20 protein-coding genes and 1 pseudogene are annotated in these 17,837 nt (G+C 72.4%); 7 read left to right on the top strand and 14 right to left on the bottom strand.

Translation table 11 applies throughout. From position 1 onward, the window contains the following. Window positions 1-49: 49 nt before the first annotated feature. Together ACFYZ4_RS16370 and ACFYZ4_RS16365 are read left to right on the top strand one after the other, a co-directional pair. Window positions 50-1,336 (top strand): LCP family protein, encoded by a 1,287-nt coding sequence (locus tag ACFYZ4_RS16370; RefSeq protein ID WP_390784181.1) that lies wholly within the window; start codon window positions 50-52, stop codon window positions 1,334-1,336. Beyond that, entirely contained in the window at window positions 1,324-2,718 is a 1,395-nt protein-coding gene (locus ACFYZ4_RS16365) for an FtsW/RodA/SpoVE family cell cycle protein (protein WP_351290731.1), read from the top strand. The genes ACFYZ4_RS16370 and ACFYZ4_RS16365 overlap by 13 nt, the downstream gene beginning before the upstream one ends. A 430-nt stretch (window positions 2,719-3,148) precedes the next feature. On the opposite strand, the gene ACFYZ4_RS16360 is transcribed toward ACFYZ4_RS16365, so the two are convergent. Further along, window positions 3,149-3,907 (bottom strand): GntR family transcriptional regulator, encoded by a 759-nt coding sequence (locus ACFYZ4_RS16360; RefSeq protein WP_390784180.1) that lies wholly within the window; start codon window positions 3,905-3,907, stop codon window positions 3,149-3,151. 192 nt (window positions 3,908-4,099) lie between these two features. On the opposite strand from ACFYZ4_RS16360, the gene ACFYZ4_RS16355 reads away from it, so the two are divergent. The 3 genes and pseudogenes from ACFYZ4_RS16355 to ACFYZ4_RS16345 all read left to right on the top strand — a co-directional run bounded on the left by ACFYZ4_RS16355 (window position 4,100) and on the right by ACFYZ4_RS16345 (window position 4,842). Further along, on the top strand, window positions 4,100-4,255 hold the full coding sequence (locus ACFYZ4_RS16355) for a hypothetical protein (protein WP_390784179.1): 156 nt from the start codon (window positions 4,100-4,102) through the stop codon (window positions 4,253-4,255). Beyond that, window positions 4,248-4,457, top strand: a complete 210-nt coding sequence (locus ACFYZ4_RS16350) for a hypothetical protein (RefSeq protein WP_390784178.1) — start codon at window positions 4,248-4,250, stop codon at window positions 4,455-4,457. The genes ACFYZ4_RS16355 and ACFYZ4_RS16350 overlap by 8 nt, the downstream gene beginning before the upstream one ends. 38 nt (window positions 4,458-4,495) lie before the next feature. Continuing rightward, window positions 4,496-4,842 (top strand): annotated as a pseudogene (locus ACFYZ4_RS16345) (NUDIX hydrolase). Between the two features lie 405 nt (window positions 4,843-5,247). Here the strand turns inward: ACFYZ4_RS16345 and ACFYZ4_RS16340 are convergent. After that, entirely contained in the window at window positions 5,248-6,144 is an 897-nt protein-coding gene (locus ACFYZ4_RS16340; protein WP_390784177.1) for a polysaccharide deacetylase family protein, read from the bottom strand. Then, window positions 6,141-7,013 (bottom strand): polysaccharide deacetylase family protein, encoded by an 873-nt coding sequence (locus tag ACFYZ4_RS16335; RefSeq protein ID WP_390784176.1) that lies wholly within the window; start codon window positions 7,011-7,013, stop codon window positions 6,141-6,143. The genes ACFYZ4_RS16340 and ACFYZ4_RS16335 overlap by 4 nt, the downstream gene beginning before the upstream one ends. A gap of 150 nt (window positions 7,014-7,163) precedes the next feature. Between ACFYZ4_RS16335 and ACFYZ4_RS16330 the strand changes: the two genes are divergently transcribed. Further along, the gene (locus ACFYZ4_RS16330; RefSeq protein ID WP_390784228.1) at window positions 7,164-8,417 is read left to right on the top strand and encodes a methyltransferase domain-containing protein; all 1,254 of its coding nucleotides are present in this window, start codon (window positions 7,164-7,166) and stop codon (window positions 8,415-8,417) included. An 80-nt stretch (window positions 8,418-8,497) separates the two neighbouring features. Here ACFYZ4_RS16330 and ACFYZ4_RS16325 read toward each other — a convergent pair whose 3' ends face one another. Genes ACFYZ4_RS16325 through tsaB form a run of 5 tightly spaced genes read right to left on the bottom strand, consistent with a single transcriptional unit; the run spans window position 8,498 to window position 11,770 of the window. Next, entirely contained in the window at window positions 8,498-9,121 is a 624-nt protein-coding gene (locus ACFYZ4_RS16325; protein ID WP_351290739.1) for a hypothetical protein, read from the bottom strand. Window positions 9,122-9,173: 52 nt separating this feature from the next. Then, window positions 9,174-9,446 carry a hypothetical protein gene (locus ACFYZ4_RS16320; protein WP_351290741.1) on the bottom strand — a complete coding sequence of 91 codons (273 nt, stop codon included), beginning with the start codon at window positions 9,444-9,446 and terminating at the stop codon, window positions 9,174-9,176. Then, window positions 9,443-10,606: a tRNA (adenosine(37)-N6)-threonylcarbamoyltransferase complex transferase subunit TsaD gene (gene tsaD / locus ACFYZ4_RS16315; RefSeq protein WP_390784175.1), complete on the bottom strand. Its 1,164-nt coding sequence runs from the start codon at window positions 10,604-10,606 to the stop codon at window positions 9,443-9,445. Before tsaD ends, ACFYZ4_RS16320 begins: the two co-directional genes overlap by 4 nt. Next, window positions 10,599-11,078, bottom strand: coding sequence for a ribosomal protein S18-alanine N-acetyltransferase (rimI, locus tag ACFYZ4_RS16310; protein ID WP_351290806.1), 480 nt, complete (start codon window positions 11,076-11,078; stop codon window positions 10,599-10,601). Before rimI ends, tsaD begins: the two co-directional genes overlap by 8 nt. A 29-nt stretch (window positions 11,079-11,107) precedes the next feature. Next, window positions 11,108-11,770 (bottom strand): tRNA (adenosine(37)-N6)-threonylcarbamoyltransferase complex dimerization subunit type 1 TsaB, encoded by a 663-nt coding sequence (tsaB, locus tag ACFYZ4_RS16305; protein WP_384351842.1) that lies wholly within the window; start codon window positions 11,768-11,770, stop codon window positions 11,108-11,110. 167 nt (window positions 11,771-11,937) lie between these two features. Between tsaB and ACFYZ4_RS16300 the strand changes: the two genes are divergently transcribed. After that, complete coding sequence (locus ACFYZ4_RS16300) at window positions 11,938-12,495, top strand: hypothetical protein (RefSeq protein WP_351290747.1); 558 nt, start codon at window positions 11,938-11,940, stop codon at window positions 12,493-12,495. Window positions 12,496-12,528: 33 nt separating this feature from the next. Here the strand turns inward: ACFYZ4_RS16300 and ACFYZ4_RS16295 are convergent, their stop codons facing one another. The 6 genes from ACFYZ4_RS16295 to ACFYZ4_RS16270 form a co-directional block, all read right to left on the bottom strand. After that, a complete protein-coding gene (locus ACFYZ4_RS16295; protein ID WP_390784174.1) occupies window positions 12,529-12,711 on the bottom strand; it encodes a hypothetical protein in 183 nt (60 codons plus the stop codon). A 116-nt stretch (window positions 12,712-12,827) separates the two neighbouring features. Continuing rightward, window positions 12,828-13,394: a tRNA (adenosine(37)-N6)-threonylcarbamoyltransferase complex ATPase subunit type 1 TsaE gene (gene tsaE, locus ACFYZ4_RS16290; protein WP_384351833.1), complete on the bottom strand. Its 567-nt coding sequence runs from the start codon at window positions 13,392-13,394 to the stop codon at window positions 12,828-12,830. Then, entirely contained in the window at window positions 13,345-14,556 is a 1,212-nt protein-coding gene (locus tag ACFYZ4_RS16285; protein WP_384351863.1) for an alpha/beta fold hydrolase, read from the bottom strand. Before ACFYZ4_RS16285 ends, tsaE begins: the two co-directional genes overlap by 50 nt. Further along, the gene (gene alr, locus ACFYZ4_RS16280) at window positions 14,553-15,689 is read right to left on the bottom strand and encodes an alanine racemase (RefSeq protein WP_384351830.1); all 1,137 of its coding nucleotides are present in this window, start codon (window positions 15,687-15,689) and stop codon (window positions 14,553-14,555) included. The genes ACFYZ4_RS16285 and alr overlap by 4 nt, the downstream gene beginning before the upstream one ends. A 342-nt stretch (window positions 15,690-16,031) precedes the next feature. After that, on the bottom strand, window positions 16,032-17,420 hold the full coding sequence (locus tag ACFYZ4_RS16275; RefSeq protein ID WP_390784173.1) for an NAD(P)H-hydrate epimerase: 1,389 nt from the start codon (window positions 17,418-17,420) through the stop codon (window positions 16,032-16,034). 40 nt (window positions 17,421-17,460) lie between these two features. Continuing rightward, a complete protein-coding gene (locus ACFYZ4_RS16270; protein ID WP_390784172.1) occupies window positions 17,461-17,829 on the bottom strand; it encodes a holo-ACP synthase in 369 nt (122 codons plus the stop codon). Between the last annotated feature and the right edge of the window lie 8 nt (window positions 17,830-17,837).

The raw sequence follows: 17,837 nt of genomic DNA, 5'->3' as shown, positions 1-17,837 counted from the left end.
CCCGAGCCCTCAGGATTCCTTCAGCGCGCCTCCCCCAGCATGGGCAGGCATGAGCGCGCACCGGAGGAAGCCGACGCAGACCCCGACGACCCGACCCCGCCACCGCCCGTCCCGCCGCCCGTCCCGCCGCCCGTCCCGCCGCCGGCGGATCGGACGCACGCTGCTGGTCACCGGCTGCGCGCTGGCGGTCATGGCGGGCGGCGGCGCCTGGTACCTGTACCGGGACCTCGCCGCCGGCATCGCCAGTTCCAAGGCCCTCGAAGGCGCCGAGAAGTCGAAGTTCGGCGACACGAACATCCTGCTCATGGGCCTGGACAGCCGCCGGGACCAGAACGGCGAGAAACTGCCGGAGGAGGTCCTCGACCAACTGCACGCCGGCAGCTCGGACATCGGCGGCTACAACGCGAACACCCTGATCCTGCTGCACGTGCCCGGGGACGGCAGCCGGGCGAAGGCCTTCTCGGTGCCGCGCGACGACTTCGTCGACATACCGGGCCACGGCAAGGACAAGATCAAGAAGGCGTACGGGCTGGCGAAGGATCGGAAACAGGAACAGCTCGCCGCGCAGGGGGTCAAGGACGGCCGGCAGCTGGAGCGGGAGGGCCGGGAGGCGGGGCGCAGGGCGCAGATCGAAACGGTGCGGAACTTCCTGGGCGTCCCGGTCGATCACTTCGCCGAGCTGAACCTGGCCGGTTTCCACCACCTCGCGGACGCGCTGGGCGGCGTACCGGTGTGCCTGAACAAGGCGGTGAAGGACAAGTACTCCGGCGCCGACTTCCCCGCGGGCCCGCAGACGCTCGACGGCCGGCAGTCGCTCGCCTTCGTGCGCCAGCGGCACGGCCTGGACATGGGCGATCTGGACCGGACGAAGCGGCAGCAGGCCTTCCTCGCGGGCGCGACGAAGAAGCTGAACTCGGCCGGGACCTTCACCGACCCCGTGAAGCTGCTCAAGCTGGTCGACGCCGCGAAGCAGGACGTGGTCACGGACGCGGGGTGGGACCTGCCGGCGTTCGTGAAGCAGGCGAAGAACCTCTCCGGCGGGCGGGTGCAATTCATGACACTTCCCATCGAACGCTTCGGAAGGAACCATGGGGAGGACATCAACGTCGTAGATGATATGAAGATAAAGCGCCTCATTGCCGAGCAGATCGGACCCAAAGCCGCCGCGAGCCCCGGCGCCCCGGGCGCCGCGTCCGCACCTCCGGCGCCACATGGGGCGCCACATGGGGCGTCGCCTGAAGCGTCACACGAGGGGTCACACGAGGGGTCGCCCCCGCCCTCTTCGCCTTCCCCGTCCTACCCCAAGGACAGCGGCGGCATTCCGTGCGTGGACTGAAACCCCTGACGTCGGCGGGCGCCCGCCGACGTACGGAGGCGCTGCTCCTGGTCTTCGTCATCGCCATCGCCGTCTTCGGCCACGCCGCCGCGGGCCTCGCCATGAACGACGAGCTGCCGCCCAACCTCGCCGGCTTCACCATCAGCATGACCCTGCTGTCGCTGGTGGGGCACTTGGGCGTGCGCCGCTTCGCGGCCTACGCGGACCCGCTGGTCTTCCCCCTCGCGATGCTGCTGACGGGGCTCGGCCTGGTGCTGCTGCACCGCCTCGACCAGGGCTACATCGAGCGCTACAACTCGGACGCGAACGCCCCCGGGCAGCTGATGTGGACGGTGGTCGGGGTCGCCGCCTGCCTGCTGGTGCTGGCGCTGCTGCGCGACCACCGGCTGCTGCAACGGTTCATCTACATCACGATGGCCGTCGCGCTGGTGCTGCTGATCGCGCCGGCCTTCTTCGGCGCGGACACCTACGGCGCGAAGCGGTGGATCAAACTCTTCGGCTTCTCGCTGCAGCCCGGCGAGTTCGTGAAGATCATGATCGCGGTCTTCTTCGCCGGGTACCTGGTCATCCACCGGGACTCGCTGGCGCTGACGGGCCGCCGGTTCCTGGGCATGCGGCTGCCCCCGATGCGGCAGCTCGGGCCGATCGTCACGGTGTGGATCGTCTCGATGCTGGTGCTGGTCTTCGAGCGCGACCTCGGCACCTCGCTGATCTTCTTCGGCGTGTTCGTGGTCATGCTGTACGTCGCCACCGAGCGCACCGGCTGGATCGTCTGCGGCCTGGTCATGGCCTCGGCCGGCGCGTTCGTCGTCGGCTCGACGGAGCCCCACGTCAAGGCGCGCGTGGCGGCGTGGCTCAACCCGCTGTCGTACTACTGGGAGAACCGGCCGCCGGGGGTCACCTCCGACCAGTCGGCGCAGGCGCTGTTCAGCTTCGGCACGGGCGGCATCTCGGGCACGGGCCTCGGCCTGGGCCACCCCGAACTGATCGCGTTCGCCGGGCGCAGCGACTTCATCCTGACCACGGTCGGCGAGGAGCTCGGCCTGGCCGGGGTGATGGCCGTCCTGATCCTCTACGCACTCCTCGTGCAGCGGGGGCTGCGCATGGCGCTCGGCGCCCGGGACCCCTTCGGCAAACTGCTGGCGGTCGGCCTGGCCTCGGCGCTGGCCCTGCAGGTCTTCGTGGTCGCGGGCGGCGTGACGGGCCTGATCCCCCTGACCGGCAAGGCCCTCCCCTTCCTGGCCAAGGGCGGCTCGTCCCTCCTGGCCAACTGGATCATGATCGCCCTCCTCCTCCGCATCAGCGACAGCGCAGAACGCCAACGCGAGGCGGACGCCCGAGGCCCAGCAGAAACCACGATCACCCCGGTGGTGCGGGCGTAGGGGGGCGGGGCTTCGGGGGAGGCCGGGGCTTCGGTCTGGCCGGAATCAGAGAGGCGCGGGTGGGGTTTCCCGTCAGTCTCATCGTCCTTCCGCGTCGGGCCGGCCCCTCAAGGGCGCTCCCTTCGGTCGCGTCGCTACGCGATGGCCTGCGGCCACCCTTGACCGACCGACCCGCCACGAAAACCCGAAGACAGCCGAGAAACCCCAAAAGAACGAGCCGGGCCATCGGACCAGGGACGGGCCCATCACAGATATGCGGGCGGACCGGGGCGCGCATCAAATCGCTACGCGCCCCGCTCGTCTCGGCGACTGCCAGCCGTCCTGGGCTGGACATAAGCCGCCACAGATCGCTACGCACTTCCCACGTCTCAGCGACTGCCGACCGCCGTGGGCCGATACCCGTCCGGTGAGCCGGTAGATCGGTATCGGACTAGGCGCCGAAGTCGTATTCCAGGACGTAGGAGGCGGAGTCCAGCGTCATCTCGTTGACTTCGACCGCCCGTCCGCCCTCGGCAAACGCGGTGCGGACGATCTGGATGACGGGTGTGCCCATGGAGAGCGCCAGCCGCCCGGCCTCGTCGACTGAAGGCATCCGAGACCGGATTTCCTCACGGAAGTGGACCGGTCCGTGCCCCAGTTCGGCCAGCCGGGCGTAGGTCCCGCCGGGGCCGGTGTCGACCTGAGTGATGGCCGAGTCCGCAACGACGTCTGACGGCAGGTACGACATCGCGAAGAGCACGGGTTTGCCATCGAGCACGAAGCGGCGGCTGCGTGTCCACACCCGAGTTCCCGGCGGAAGGCCAAGGGCGTCGGAGATACGGTTGTTCGCCTCTTCCTCCCGCACTTCGATCTGATCGACGACCAACTCTCGATCCTCGGTATCGGTGGACCAGATGGAGCGGCCCGCGCCCCACTGCTCGTGCGCCAGTCGCTGGATACCGCGGCGCCGCAGGGGCCGGAACGCCCGGACGAAGACACCGGCGCCCTTCCGCGCCTCCGCGAGGCCTTCGTTCTGCAGCACGCCGAGGGCCTGGCGCGCGGTCATCCGCGCGACCTCGTACGTGGCCATGAGGTCGTTCTCGCCCGGCAGACGATCGCCCGGACCGTACTCACCCGACCGGATGGCCGCCCTCAGTGCATCGGCGATCCGCTGGTACTTCGGCTGGCGCGTACTGCCCTGGCTGGTCATGAAACCGATCACTCCTTCTCCTCTCTAGACACCCTAGGGCCCGAGGTAGGCCGCCGCACGCAGCAGCGTTGGGACCTACTTCGACTGACATCTCTAGAGATGTATTGACGGATGGGGCGACTTCCGCTGTAGTAGGTGCATCTCTAGAGAGGTCATCCGGTGGGGTGGTCTCGCACGTGAGGAGTGATCTGCATGCCGCAGCGCCGTGATGTGTCCAGCGTTGACGCGGAAGACATCCCCTCGGAGAGGGTCGCGGCCGTAGTCGAGCCCAGCGCCGATCTGCTGGACCGGGCGTTGGTCGGCTGGGAGCGATTCCTCGACACCTTGCAGGGGGCGTCCGATGAGTGAGCAGCGCGAATACGTGCCGCACCGACTGCTGCGCCGTCGCGTCCGAGACATCGCCTCAGGCGTCGAAGGAGAGTTGATGGCCGTGATCAACGAAAATGTCTCGGCCACCGACACCGAGCACTGGATGGAGCTGGCCTACATCCGCGGTGCGTCCGGCCGCGAGTTCACCACCGCGGTGAGCAACATCGAGGCCGCAGACTGATCCGGAGATGGACGCGACGTTTCGGGAGACGAGGCGCAATGCCCAGGCGTGACTACCAGGACGGCCCCGACGCCCCCATAGCGAACAGCCTGTTGCCGGCGGCTTCAGCGGTGGTCGTCGATGACCGCGGTCGGGTGTTGCTGCAGCCTCGCACAGACAACGGAATGTGGGCCGACACGTCTTTACCTACGACGACGGCGAAGTCCGGCAGGAATTCTCGATCTGTCCTCTCGCACGCCCCACCGGTGGCAGCCTCCGGACGTCCGAGGAGTCATTCGAAATCGCGTGGTTCGCTCCCGAAGCCACTGACGACCTTCCGATGGTCCCCAGCATCCGCAAACGCCTCAGCGATTGGCGAGCCGGACAGGGCCCAGCCGTCCGCTGACACTGTCCGGCCACAGACGGATCGCAGCCGCTGAGACGTGCGGAGCGCGTAGCGATCTGTGGCGGCTTATGTCCAGCCCAGGACGGCCGGTAGACGCTGAGACGTGGGAAGCGCGTAGCGATTTCGTGCGCACCGGGACCCCTGCCCGGATATCTGTGATGGGCCCGTCCCTGGTCGGATCGCCCGGCTCGTTCTTTTGGGGTTTCTCGGCTGTCTTCGGGTTTTCGTGGCGGGTCGGTCGGTCAAGGGTGGCCGCAGGCCATCGCGTAGCGACGCGACCGAAGGGAGCGCCCTTGAGGGGCCGGCCCGACGCGGAAGGACGATGAGACTGACGGGAAACCCCACCCGCGCCTCTCTGATCCCGGCCAACCCGAAGCCCCGCCCTCCTCCGAAGCCCCGCCGCCCCTACAAGTAGTCCTCCAGGCGGGCTATTCGGTAGCCCTGTTCCTGGATGCGTTGGAGCATGCGCGTCGTCATCTGGGTTTCCGTCGTGCCCTTGAGTTCGGCGGGGCCGCGGAAGTGGGCCAGGATGATGTCGCCCGGGTGGAGGGCGGAGCCCTCGGCGTACTGGAAGTTGTTGATCTGCATCGACACCCGCCACAGGAGCAGGGACGAGACACCGCACTCCGAGGCTGCCCGGAGGGTGTCGTCGTTGTAGTTGCCGAAGGGCGGGCGGAAGAGCGGCGGGCGCGTGCCGAAGCGCTGTTGCAGGTGGTCCTGCTGGCCGCATATCTCCTTCTTCTGCGCCTCGAAGGAGAGCGTCCGGAGGTTCGGGTGGGTCAGCGTGTGGTTGTTTATCGTGCTGCCGGAGCCGTTGTCGCGCAGCTTCTCGAAGTACCCGTAGTCCGGCGAAGCGACACTGTGCGTCAGGAACATGCTGATCGGCAGCTTGAGGTCGGCCGCCATCTTGAGGAACTCGGGGTCCTTCTCCGCGCCGTCGTCGAAGGTCAGGAAGACGACCTTCTCCCCGGCCGGCACGGGTATTCGGTCTATCACCGGGACCTTGCCGGGGGCCGCCTTCGGGAGCTGCGGCTTCTCGGCGGGCTTCGGCGCGTAGGCGAGCGGGGCCGTCAGGCCCCATTTCCGGTACGCGTCGTCGCCCGCGCCCCCCGGCGCCGGCGTCGCGGGCGCCGACGGCCTGGTGGCGTCGGCGCCCTTCGGGTCCTTGGACGCGGACTCCGTTCCCTGCGTCGTGCGGCCCAGTCGTCCACTGGTGTCCGCGCCGTCCCCGCACCCCGTCAGGGACAGCGCGAGCGCGCCGGCCGCCAGCGTTCCGGCTACGAACCGGCGCGCGTGCTTCACAGATAATCCTCCAGGCGAGCCACGGCATACCCCTTGTCCGTGACGGTCTTCATGACATGACGGATCATGTCAGGCATCGTGCCCTTCCAGTCCTCCTTCCCCCGGAAGTGCGTGAGGATGATGTCACCGGGGTGCAGGTCCCGGTCCCACTCGCGGTAGTCCATGCGGTTCGTGAACGCCTCGGCGTTCCACAGCGGGACGGCCTTGATGCCGCAGGACTTCGCCGCGCGCAGCGTGTCCTGGTTGTAGTTGCCGTACGGCGGCCGGAAGAGGGTCGGCCGCTTGCCGAACTGCTTCTGGATGGTGTCCTGCTGACCGCAGATCTCCTCGCGCTGCTGCTCGTACGACAGGCCGGGCATGTAGCGGTGGTTGATCGTGTGGTTGTTCAGGGTGACGCCCGCGGCCTGCATCTCCTTGAAGTACGGGTAGTTGTCCCGTACGACGTAGTCGCTGAGGAAGGCCGTGTACGGGATCTTCAGCTCCTTCATCATCTTCAGGAACTCGGGATCCTTCTCCGACCCGTCGTCGATCGTCAGGAAGACGACCTTGTCCTCGGTCGGGACGGTGGTGAAGACGTTCGGGTACTCCTCCTGGTCCTCCACCTCGAAGCCGTCGCGCGTGGTGATCTCCGGCTTCTCCTTCGGCGCCGGCGGGGCGGCGAGCGGGGTCTTGCGCAGACCCCACTTCTTCGCCGCGACGACGCGCGCCTGCTGGGCCGCCTTGGCCTTCTCGGCGGCGCTGAGGGCGCCGGCGGCGCCCGCCTCGGCGGCCTTGGCGGCCTTCTCCTTCCCGGCCTTGTCCGGCTCGTCGGATCCGCCGGAGCCGCACGCCGTTCCGAGGGCGGCGACGAGCAGGGCTGCCACGGCCACCCCGAACCGGCTGCGCGGACCCGCCGCGTACCGGTGACCCTGTTGCGAGTTATGTTCCTTTTGTCGTACTAGCTGCATAGCAGCGCATCCTGACACCCGACACACGGCCTTCCCGGAAGACACCGCGAACGCGGTCCGACCTTCCTTCGACTGGCCCACACCGTCCGGGTCCGCCCCGTCGCCGACAATGGACCCGTGACCCCCGAAGACTTCGCCGCCCTCCTCACCCCCGAGGGCCAGGCCCTCCTCGACTCGCTGCGCGCGTACGACCCCGCCCAGGAGCTGGCCGTGGCCACCCGGCTGCGCCGCGAGCACCCCGCCGGGCTGGTCTCCGCCGTGCTCGGGCAGGCCAGGCTGCGGCAGCGCGCGGTGGCGAAGTTCGGCGCCGAGGACGCCTTCCGGATGTACTTCACGCCCGGCGGCGGCGAGATGGCCACCCGCGCGTCCGTGGCCTCGTACCGGGCCGAGCGGCTCGCCGCCCTCGGCGTACGCAGCCTCGCGGACCTGTGCTGCGGCATCGGCGGGGACGCCCTCGCGCTGGCGCGGCTCGGCATCCGGGTGCTCGCGGTGGACCGCGACCCGCTGACGGTCGCCGTCGCGCGGGCCAACGCCGAGGCGCTGGGTCTGGCGGACCTGATCGAGGTCCGGGAGGCGGACGTGACGGAGGTGGACACCTCCGGCTACGACGCCGTCTTCATCGACCCGGCCCGGCGCGGCGGGCGCGGGCGGGTCTTCGACCCGGAGTCGTACTCGCCGCCGCTGTCCTGGGCCGTCGCCACCGCCCGTACGGCGAAGTACGCGGCCGTCAAGATCGCCCCGGGGATCCCGCACGAGGCCGTGCCGGAGGAGGCCGAGGCCGAGTGGATCTCCGACCAGGGGGACGTCAAGGAGGCGGTGCTCTGGTTCGGGACCGCGCCGGGGACCGTGCGCGCCACCCTGCTGCCCGGGCCGCGCGAGCTCCGGACCGCCGATCCGCTGCCCGATCCGCCGGCCGGGCCGGTCGGCCGCTGGCTGTACGAGCCCGACGGCGCCGTCATCCGCGCCCACCTGGTCGCCGAGGTCGCGGAACAGCTGGACGGCCGGCTCATCGACCCGACCATCGCGTACATCACCGCCGACGAGCTGCGCGCGACGCCGTACGCGACCGCGTACGAGATCACGGACGTGCTGCCGTTCGGCCTGAAGAGGCTGAAGGCCCTGCTGCGCGAGCGCGGGGTCGGCATCCTGACCGTGAAGAAGCGCGGCTCGGCGATCGAGCCGGAGGAGCTGCGCAAGAAGGTCAAACCGCAGGGCCCGAACTCCGCGACGGTCTTCCTGACCCGGGTGGCGGGCGCTCCGTCGATGCTGATCGGCCACCCCGCCGTGCCGCCTGCCGTGCCGCCTGCGGCGATGCCCGAGCAGTGACCCCCACGCGGCCCCGGCCGCGCCCCGGCGGCCCCCGGCGCGGCCCGGCTGCGGGCCGAAGCCCGGCGGCGGCCCTTCGGTCAGGCCGGGGGTGGGGTGCGGGTGGTGCGGAGGGCCCAGCGGTAGTGGGCGGCTGCCTTGGCGATGCCCAGGAGGGCGGTGATCCACAGGATCAGGCCGAGGCCCATGTAGTACGTGACCTCGCCGTACGTCTCCTGGCCCGGGCGGGCCGAGACGGCGACGCCGAAGGTCACCCACAGCCCGGCCGCGCCCAGGGCGAGGGAGGCCAGCAGCCAGGTCAGGCTCCGGCCGGGCGCGCGCATCCGGACGTCGGCCTCCGGGTCCCGGCCCGCCTCGGCCCACGCGCACAGCAGCCGCCGCACCTCGCGGTCGCGCCGGGCGCCCCACGCGAACCAGAACCCGGCCGGGACCAGCACGCCCGCGCCCAGGACGAGGAAGACGAGCGCGAGGACGACCGAGACCGGGTCGCCCTGCTCGAAGGCCACCAGGGCCATGCCGACGAAGGACCAGCCGAAGGCGAAGACGGCGGAGACGGCCCAGAGCAGCAGCAACCGCCCGATGCCCAGGCTGCGTTGGCCCAGGTCGTGCAGGAAGCGCGCACGGTCGGCCCGTACGTGGCCCTCGTCCTGCCAGGCGCGCAGGTGCGCGGGCGGCGGCGGAGGCGGCAGGTCACGGCTAGGCATGCACATGACCATAGCCGCAGACCGGGGCCTCACCCGGACCGGGCCGGAGCCGTCAGGCCCCGTCGACCTCCACCGACTCGAACCGCCAGCGGTGCACCGCCCGCGTGATCAAGTCGGCAGCGGGCTCCGGCAGTTCGGGCAGCTCCGCCGACACCCCCTCGGCCGCCTCCCACCAGGTGAGCACGAGCACCCGGTCCTGCGGGGCCCGGAACACCTCGCGGCGCACCGGCTCCCGGGCCAGGACCTGGGCCCGGGCCCACTCCAGGAGTTCGTTGCCCCGGCCGTCGGCGGCCCGGGCCTCCCACATCAGCGCGACGGTGCTCATGAGTAGAGGTTGTCCTTGCTCAGCTCGTGCACGTGGTCGTGGTCATGACCGTGACCGTGGCCGTGCGCATGCCCGTGGCCGGGGCCGTGCCCGTGACCCTCGCCGCCCTCGTGGGACGTCCCCGGCACGTGCGGGTCCGTCACCGGCAGCGAGGAGTCCGCCGACAGGTCCCAGTCGGAGGGGGCCCGGTTCCGCTTGACCATCTCCGCGCCCAGCGCCGCCACCATCGCGCCGTTGTCCGTGCACAGCTTCGGCCGCGGCACCCGCAGGACGATCCCCGCGGCGTCGCACCGCTCCTGCGCGAGCGACCGCAGCCGGGAGTTGGCGGCCACACCGCCGCCGATCATCAGGTGGTCGACGCCCTCGTCCTTGCACGCCCGGATCGCCTTGCGCGTCAGCACGTCCACCACGGCCTCCTGGAAGGACGCCGCGACGTCGCGCACCGGCACCTCCTCGCCCGCGTTCCGCTTCGCCTCGATCCAGCGCGCGACGGCCGTCTTCAGCCCGGAGAAGGAGAAGTCGTACGCCGCGTCGCGCGGCCCCGTCAGCCCGCGCGGGAAGTTGATCGCCTTCGGGTCGCCCTCGCGCGCGAGCCTGTCGATGACCGGGCCGCCGGGGAAGCCCAGCTGGAGCACGCGCGCGATCTTGTCGAAGGCCTCGCCCGCCGCGTCGTCGATGGTCGCGCCCAGCGGCCGTACGTCGGAGGTGATGTCGGGGGCCAGCAGCAGCGAGGAGTGCCCGCCGGAGACGAGCAGCGCCATCGTGGGCTCCGGCAGCGGGCCGTGCTCCAGCTGGTCCACGCAGATGTGCGAGGCCAGGTGGTTCACCCCGTAGAGCGGCTTGCCCAGCGCGTACGCGTACGCCTTGGCCGCCGAGGTGCCCACCAGCAGCGCCCCCGCGAGGCCCGGCCCGGCCGTGACGGCGATGCCGTCGAGGTCGCGGGCGCTGACCCCGGCCTCCTTCAGGGCGCGCTCGATGGTGGGGACCATCGCCTCCAGGTGGGCTCGCGAGGCCACCTCGGGCACGACGCCGCCGAAACGGGCGTGCTCGTCGACGCTCGACGCGATGGCGTCCGCGAGCAGGGTGGTGCCGCGGACGACGCCGACGCCGGTCTCGTCGCAGGACGTCTCGATTCCGAGGACGAGCGGTTCGTCAGCCATTGCTCTCACTGCTCTCAGTTCGTGCTTGTGCGGGGTCGGTCAGTCGCATGACGAGCGCGTCGACGTTGCCGGGCTGGTAGTAGCCGCGCCGGAAGCCGATGGGCTCGAAGCCGAAGCGCTCGTAGAGCTTCTGGGCGCGGGTGTTGTCCACCCGTACCTCCAGCAGCACCTCGGCGCACTCGAACGCGGTGGCGGCCCGCAGCAGGTCGGTCAGGAGCCGGGCGCCGAGCCCGGTCCCCCACTGGTCGCGGGCGGCCGCGATGGTCTGTACGTCGGCCAGGTCGCCGGCGGCGGCCAGCCCGGCGTATCCCACGAGCCGGCCCGAGGCGTCCTCGGCCACGACGTAGCGGCGGGTGGCCTGCGGGCCGCGGGCGTGGGCGAGCTCGGACCAGAACATCCCGGCGGACCAGGCGTCCTCGGGGAACAGCTCGTGCTCCAGTTCCAGCACGGGCGCGATATCCCACCAGCGCATCTCGCGCAGCACGGCATCGGGGACGGGCGTCACTGCGGGGTGACCACCTTGTAGTTCTTGGGCACCTGCGCGTCGGGCCGGCGCAGGTAGAGCGGGGTCGGAGGCAGGAACTCCGCCCCCGCCGCCAGTCGTTCCGCGGCCAGTGCGGCCAGCGCGGCGGCGGACTGGTGCTCGGGGCCGCGCGCGTCCGGGAACACCTCGGGGTACAGGAGCGCGCCCTGGCCCACCGCGGGCACCCCGGCGACCCGCTCGGCGATCTCGGCCGGGCGGTCCACGGCGGGCTCGCCGACGCGCGTGCGCGGGTCCTCGTACCGGGCCCAGTAGACCTCCTTGCGCCGCGCGTCGGTGGCGACGGTGAAGGGGCCCTCGATCCCGGCGGCGCCGGCGGCGTACGCGAGGCCGTCGAGCGTGCACAGCCCGTGCACGGGCACGCCCAGCACGGAGGCGAAGGTGGTGGCGGTGACGAGGCCGACGCGCAGCCCGGTGTAGGGGCCGGGGCCGACCCCGACGACGATGCCGGTGACGGCGTCGAGCTTCACCCCGGCCTCGGCGAGGACCCGGTCCACGGAGGGCAGCAGCAGCTCCCCGTGGCGGCGGGCGTCGACCTGGTCGCACTGGGCGAGGACGGTCTCGCCGTCGTGCAGGGCGACGGTGACGGCGGGCGTGGCGGTATCTACAGCGAGCAGGAGCACGCGAACAGCCTACGACTCCGGCGGCCGCGCCCCTTGCGGCCGGTCGAAAAGGAGGGCGGCTGCTACCTTTCGACCGAGGGATCACTGAGGTATCGGTCGAGCCGTCGGCCGAACTGCCGGTCGAAGCATCGGCCGGGGTGTCGGTCAGCGCGGAGAGGTGGAGCAAGGTGGCACGCAGCAGCTCGGGAATCGTGGCCGGGCTCACCATCGCCGCGGTGGCGGCGGTCGGTTTCCTCGGCTACCAGGCCTCCGCCACGGCGCCGCCGCGCCCCCCGAAGGCGGCCGCGCAGAACCCGGCCCCCGCCCCGAGCCAGGCCGCCGCCAAGCAGGACGCGGCGAAGCCGGTGCCCGTCCCGGAGGGCTCCGGCACCGGGACGCGCGTCGTGTACTCGGTGGGCCAGAAGCGGGTGTGGCTGGTGGGCGACGCCGGGCAGGAGCCGAAGTCGTTCACGGTGATGCCGAGCACGGTGCACCCGAAGGCGGGCAGCTACCTCGTCGGTTCGCGCTCCGGTTCGGTCACCGGCTCGGACGGCGTGCCGATCGAGCACGTCGTGCGGTTCGCCACCGCCGAGGGTGTGGCGGTCGGCTTCAGCGCCCGGCTGGACGGCACGACGCCGGCGCCGGACGCGGCGAAGAAGACCGGCGGGATCCGCATGACGCGCGCCGACGGCGACGCGATGTGGGCCTTCGCGACGATCAACTCGAAGGTCGTCGTCGTTCCCTGACGGCGGCGCCCGACCTTCACCCGTACGTGCGACTCAGGCCGCTTCGGATTCCGGAGCGGCCTCTTCGTGTGCGACGGCGTCCGCTGCCACGCCCGGTACGTGTTCCCGTGCGGGCGGTGTCGAGACGGCGGTGGCGGCCACTCCGGCGGCGAGCAGCATCCGCATGGAGACGACGGACGGGCGGGGATCGCGCTGTGCTCCTGCTGGTGCCGACATGGCTGCCTCCTGGACCCCGGGACACCGAACTTAGGCATACCTAAGAAACTCTCGGTACCATGTCACCACGAGGGCCGCCACCAGCGCAATATCTTGCCGACGAGTTGTCGGGACGTTTACTCCGTGAAGGCGCCGGCCAGGGAGTCCAGCCCGGCCCCGGCGCTCCAGCGCGCCCCGACCCCGCGCACCGCGACCTCGCGCACGTCGTCCAGCACCTCCTCGTGGCCGACCGCGCGCGCGATCACCACGTGCAGCCGGTCGTCGGAGAGCTCCTCCACCTTGCCGTCGCCCCACTCCACGACGACCACGGACTCGGGCAGCGAGACGTCGAGGTCCAGGTCCTCCATCTCGTCCAGCCCGCCGCCCAGGCGGTACGCGTCCACGTGCACCAGCGCCGGCCCACCGGTCAGCGAGGGGTGCACGCGGGCGATCACGAAGGTCGGCGAGGTCACGGCCCCGCGCACGCCCAGGCCCTCGCCCAGGCCGCGGGTGAGCGTGGTCTTGCCCGCGCCCAGCTCACCGGTCAGCAGGACGAGGTCGCCCGGGCGCAGCAGGGCGGCGATCCTGCGGCCCAACTCCTGCATCGCGTCCGGGGAGCCGACGGTGATCCGGGTCTCTGCGCTGTCCTCGGCCTCAGGTGCCGGCGCCTGGCTGCGCTGTGCTTCCAGCGGTACTTCTTCCATGCGCGCCAACGTTAGTCGGTGTGGGGACCGGGACCGCGCCGGTCTGCGCCAGCAGTCCGGTGAGCAGCCGCGTCACGGTCTCCGGGCGCTCCAGCATCATCAGGTGCCCGGTGGACTCCAGGACCACGAGGTCGGCGCCGGGCAGCGCCTCCTTGATGGCCAGGCTGTGCCCCGGCGGGGTGATCATGTCCTTGTCGCCGGCGATGACGGTGACCGGGATGTCGGCGAACAGCCGGAGCGCGCCCGTCTTGTCGTGGGTCTGGAAGGCCGGGTAGAACTCGGCGACCACGTCGATCGGGGTGGCCTCGATGAGCCGCTCGGCGAAGCGCGTGACGCCCGGGTCCACGTCCCGGGAGCCGAACGAGTACATCTTGATCATGCCGGCGAACAGGTCGGCGGTGGCCCGGCGGCCCTTCTCCACCAGCTCCACCTGCGAGCCGAGGGCCTTGAGCACGCCCGGCAGGATCCGGCGCACGGCGCCCACCCCGACGGACGGCAGCCCGTACGTCACCTCGTCGAGGCGGCCGCTGGAGGTGCCGACCAGGGCCACGCCGACCACGCGCTCGCGCACGAGGTCGGGGAACTGCTCGGCGAATCCCATGATGGTCATTCCGCCCATCGAGTGACCCACGAGGATCAGCGGGCCCTCGGGGGCGGCCGCGTCGATGACGGTCTTCAGGTCGCGGCCGAGCTGCTCCATGGTCAGCGGCTCGCCGTCCGCCTGGGCGAGGCCGCGGGCGCTGCGGCCGTGGCTGCGCTGGTCCCAGTAGACCGCGCGGACCATTCCGCGCAGGGCGGCGCGCTGGAAGTGCCAGGAGTCCTGGCTGAGGCAGTAGCCGTGGCAGAAGACGACGGTGGCCGGGGGCGCGGGCTTGCGCCGCAGCCGGCGCCGCTTGCCCTCGTCGGGCACCTCTTCGACCTCGTAGTAGAGCTCGGTGGCGTCCTCGGCCCGGCAGGTGCCCTCGGTGCCGCGCAGGGAGCCGTAGTCCCCGGCGGCGTCGAGGGCCAGGCGCGCCTTCATGCGCATGCCGCGCCCCACGGTGATCCGTTCGACCGCGACACCGGCCGCCGCGCCCGCGGCTATCACGCCGATGGCGGCGCCGGCCCAGCCGGCCTTGCGCCAGTTCTCGCTCACGCCGCCGCCCTCACTCCGCTCGCTCAGCCGCCCAGGTACACCCGGGGCACACGGCCACCGATACGGGTGACGATCTCATACGCGATCGTGTGCGCCGCTTGTGCCCAGTCCTCGGCGGTGGGTTCACCGCGTTCCGCGTCCCCGAAGATGACGGCTTCGTCGCCGACGAGGGCGTGGTCTCCTCCCAAGTCGACCACGAACTGGTCCATGGCGACGCGTCCGGCGACCTGGCGGATCCGGCCGGCGACGAGCACCGGCCCGCGCCCGGAGGCGTTCCGCGGGATGCCGTCGGCGTAGCCGGCCGGGACCAGCGCGAGGTTCGTCTCGGTCCCGGTGACGTAGTGGTGGCCGTAGCTGACCCCGTGCCCGGCGGGGACGGTCTTGACCAGGGCAAGGGAGGCCTTGAGGGTCATCGCGGGCCGCAGGCCCAGCTGGGCCGGGGTGCCGAGCTCGGGCGCGGGCGAGACCCCGTAGAGGGCCAGCCCGCAGCGCACCAGGTCGAAGTGGGACTCGGGCAGGGTGAGGGTGGCCGGCGAGTTGGCGATGTGCCGGACCTCGGGCTCGACGCCCTCCTTCTCGGCGTACGCGAGCATGTCGCGGAAGGCGGCGAGCTGGAGCTGGATGGAGGGGTGGCCGGGCTCGTCGGCGCAGGCGAAGTGCGACCAGACGCCGGTGACCCGGACGGTCCCCTCGGCCTGGGCGGCGACGGCCGCCCCGACCAGGGCCTCCCATTCGGCGGGCTGGCAGCCGTTGCGGCCGAGGCCGGTGTCGGCCTTGAGCTGGATGCGCGCGGTCCGGCCCGCGGCGCGGGCGGCCGCCCGTACCTCGTCGAGGGCCCACATCCCGCTGACGGACACGTCGATGTCGGCCTCGACGGCCTCCCGCCAGGGCCCGCCGGGGGTCCAGAGCCAGCACAGCATCCGGCCCTCGATGCCGGCGGCGCGCAGCGCGAGCGCCTCCTCGGGGGTGGCGGTCCCGAGCCAGGAGGCGCCGGCCTCCTGGGCGGCCTTGGCGCAGGCCGGGGCGCCGTGCCCGTAGGCGTTCGCCTTGACCACGGCCATCAACTCGGCCCGGGGCGCCCGCTCGCGCAGTGCGCGCACGTTCTCCCGTACGGCGTCAAGATCGATCTCGGCGTACACGCGCGTCGGTGTCTCGTTCATCGCCCCCAGTCTCTCAGAACCCCCACGATGCCTTTCAGCCCCGCCACGCCGCTCCGCTGCGCCGCGCCCTTCCGCGCCCGCCGCGCCCCTCCGGCTGCACCGCGCCCTTCCGCGCCCGCCGCGCCCCTCCGGCTGCGCCGCGCCATTCCAGCCCCGCCGGCGTTTGAGGCGGGGGGGGTCCCCCCGGACGGAGTCTGGGGGAGGGTCCGGGGCTGGCCCCGGCAACGGCGCCGCTGCGCGGAGCTGCTCCCCGCCCCGCCCTTTCACCGTTTCTCGGGGCTCCGCCCCGAACCCCGCTCCTCAAACGCCGGAGGGGCTGGAATGGCGCGGCGCCGCGCGTGGTCAGGGGTGGCTGGTGTTGCGCCACGCGGTGGGGAGGGCTTCGGCGACCTCGTGGGCCAGGAGCGGGCCGCCCGTGAGGCGGGCGGCCAGGCCGTGGAGGTACGCCGCCACCGCCCCCGCGTCCGCCCCCGACAGGCCCGCCGCCAGCAACGACCCCGCCAGCCCCGACAGCACGTCCCCGCTGCCCGCGGTCGCCAGCCACGACGTCCCCGTCGGGTTCACCCGGACCGCGCAACCGCCGGAGGCGACCAGCGTCGTCGAGCCCTTCAGCAGGACCGCCGCCCCGTACCCGGCCGCCAGCCTCCGCGCCGCCCCCAGCCGCCCCGCCTCCACCGACTCCCGCGACACCCCGAGCAGCGCCGCCGCCTCCCCCGCGTGCGGGGTCAGCAGGGTCGGGGCCGTCCGGGCCCGCAGCACGTCCGCGTCCAGCCCGCGCAGCCCGTCCGCGTCGACCAGCACCGGTACGTCGCCCGCGAGCAGGTCCGCGACCTCGCCCGCGCGCCCCTCCCCCAGTCCCGGCCCGACCACCCAGGCCTGCACCCGGCCGGGCCCGATCAGCGTCTCCGGGTACCGCGCGAGCACGGCCTCCGCCGCCGGCCCCACGTACCGCACCGCACCCGCACCGCCCCGCAGGGCTCCCGCCACGGCCAGTACGGCCGCCCCCGGGTACTGCGCGGAGCCGGCGGCGATCCCGACCACGCCCCGCCGGTACTTGTCGCTCGCCGCCGTCGGCACCGGCAGCAGCCCCGCGACGTCGGCGTGCTGCAAGGCCTCCACCTGCGGCGACGGCAGCTCCAGCCCGATGTCGACCAGCCGCACCACGCCCGCCCGCGAGGCCCCGGGGTCGATCAGCAGACCGGGCTTGTACGCCCCGAAGGTCACCGTCACATCGGCCGTGACGGCCGGCCCCGCCACCTCGCCGGTGTCCGCGTCCACCCCGCTCGGCAGGTCCACGGCCACCACCGGGACCCCCGGCGGGATCCGTTCCACGAGCGCGGCCGCCGCCGGCCGCAGCCCGCCCCGGCCGCCGATCCCGAGCAGCCCGTCGAGTACGAGGTCCGCGCGGTGCGGGACGGCCTCCTCGACCCGGCCCCCGGCGGCCCGCAGCGCGGCCAGCCCGCCCGCGTGCATCCGTTCGGGGTCCATCGGCACCGCCGTCACCGCGGCCCCGCGCCGGGCGAGCCGCGCCCCGGCGTAGAGCGCGTCGCCCCCGTTGTCGCCGGACCCGACCAGCAGCACGACCCGGGACCCGTACACCCGTCCGAGCAGCCCCGCGCAGACGGCGGCCAGTCCGGCCGCCGCCCGCTGCATCAGGGCGCCTTCGGGCAGCCGGGCCATCAGCTCCCGCTCGGCGGCCCGTACGGTCTCCACGCTGTAAGCAGTACGCATGGCACCAGCCTGCCCCACGGCACGTGCCATCCCCCGGCGATCACCCCTCGGCGATCACCACGGCGGAGGCGACGCCGGCGTCGTGGCTCAGCGAGATGTGCCAGGACTTCACGCCCAGCGCCACCGCCCGCGCCTCCACCGTCCCCGACACCCGCAGCCGCGGCTGCCCGCTGTCCTCCACGTACACCTCGGCGTCGGTCCACAGCATCCCGGCGGGCGCGCCGAGCGCCTTGGCCAGCGCTTCCTTGGCGGCGAACCGCGCGGCGAGCGAGGCGGTCCCGCGCCGCTCACCGCTCGGCAGCGTCAACTCGGTGTCGACGAACAGCCGCTGCGCGAGGCCGGGCGTGCGCTCCAGCGCCGCGCCGAACCGCTCGATCTCCGCCACGTCGATCCCGACGCCGATAATCACGTCTTACA

Origin of the sequence: Streptomyces sp. NPDC001513, from assembly GCF_042894695.1 — a bacterium.
In the GTDB taxonomy this organism is placed as follows: Bacteria; Actinomycetota; Actinomycetes; order Streptomycetales; family Streptomycetaceae; genus Streptomyces.
The sequence above is the reverse complement of the archived record's forward strand: the minus strand, read 5'-3'. Positions and strand labels throughout refer to the sequence as shown.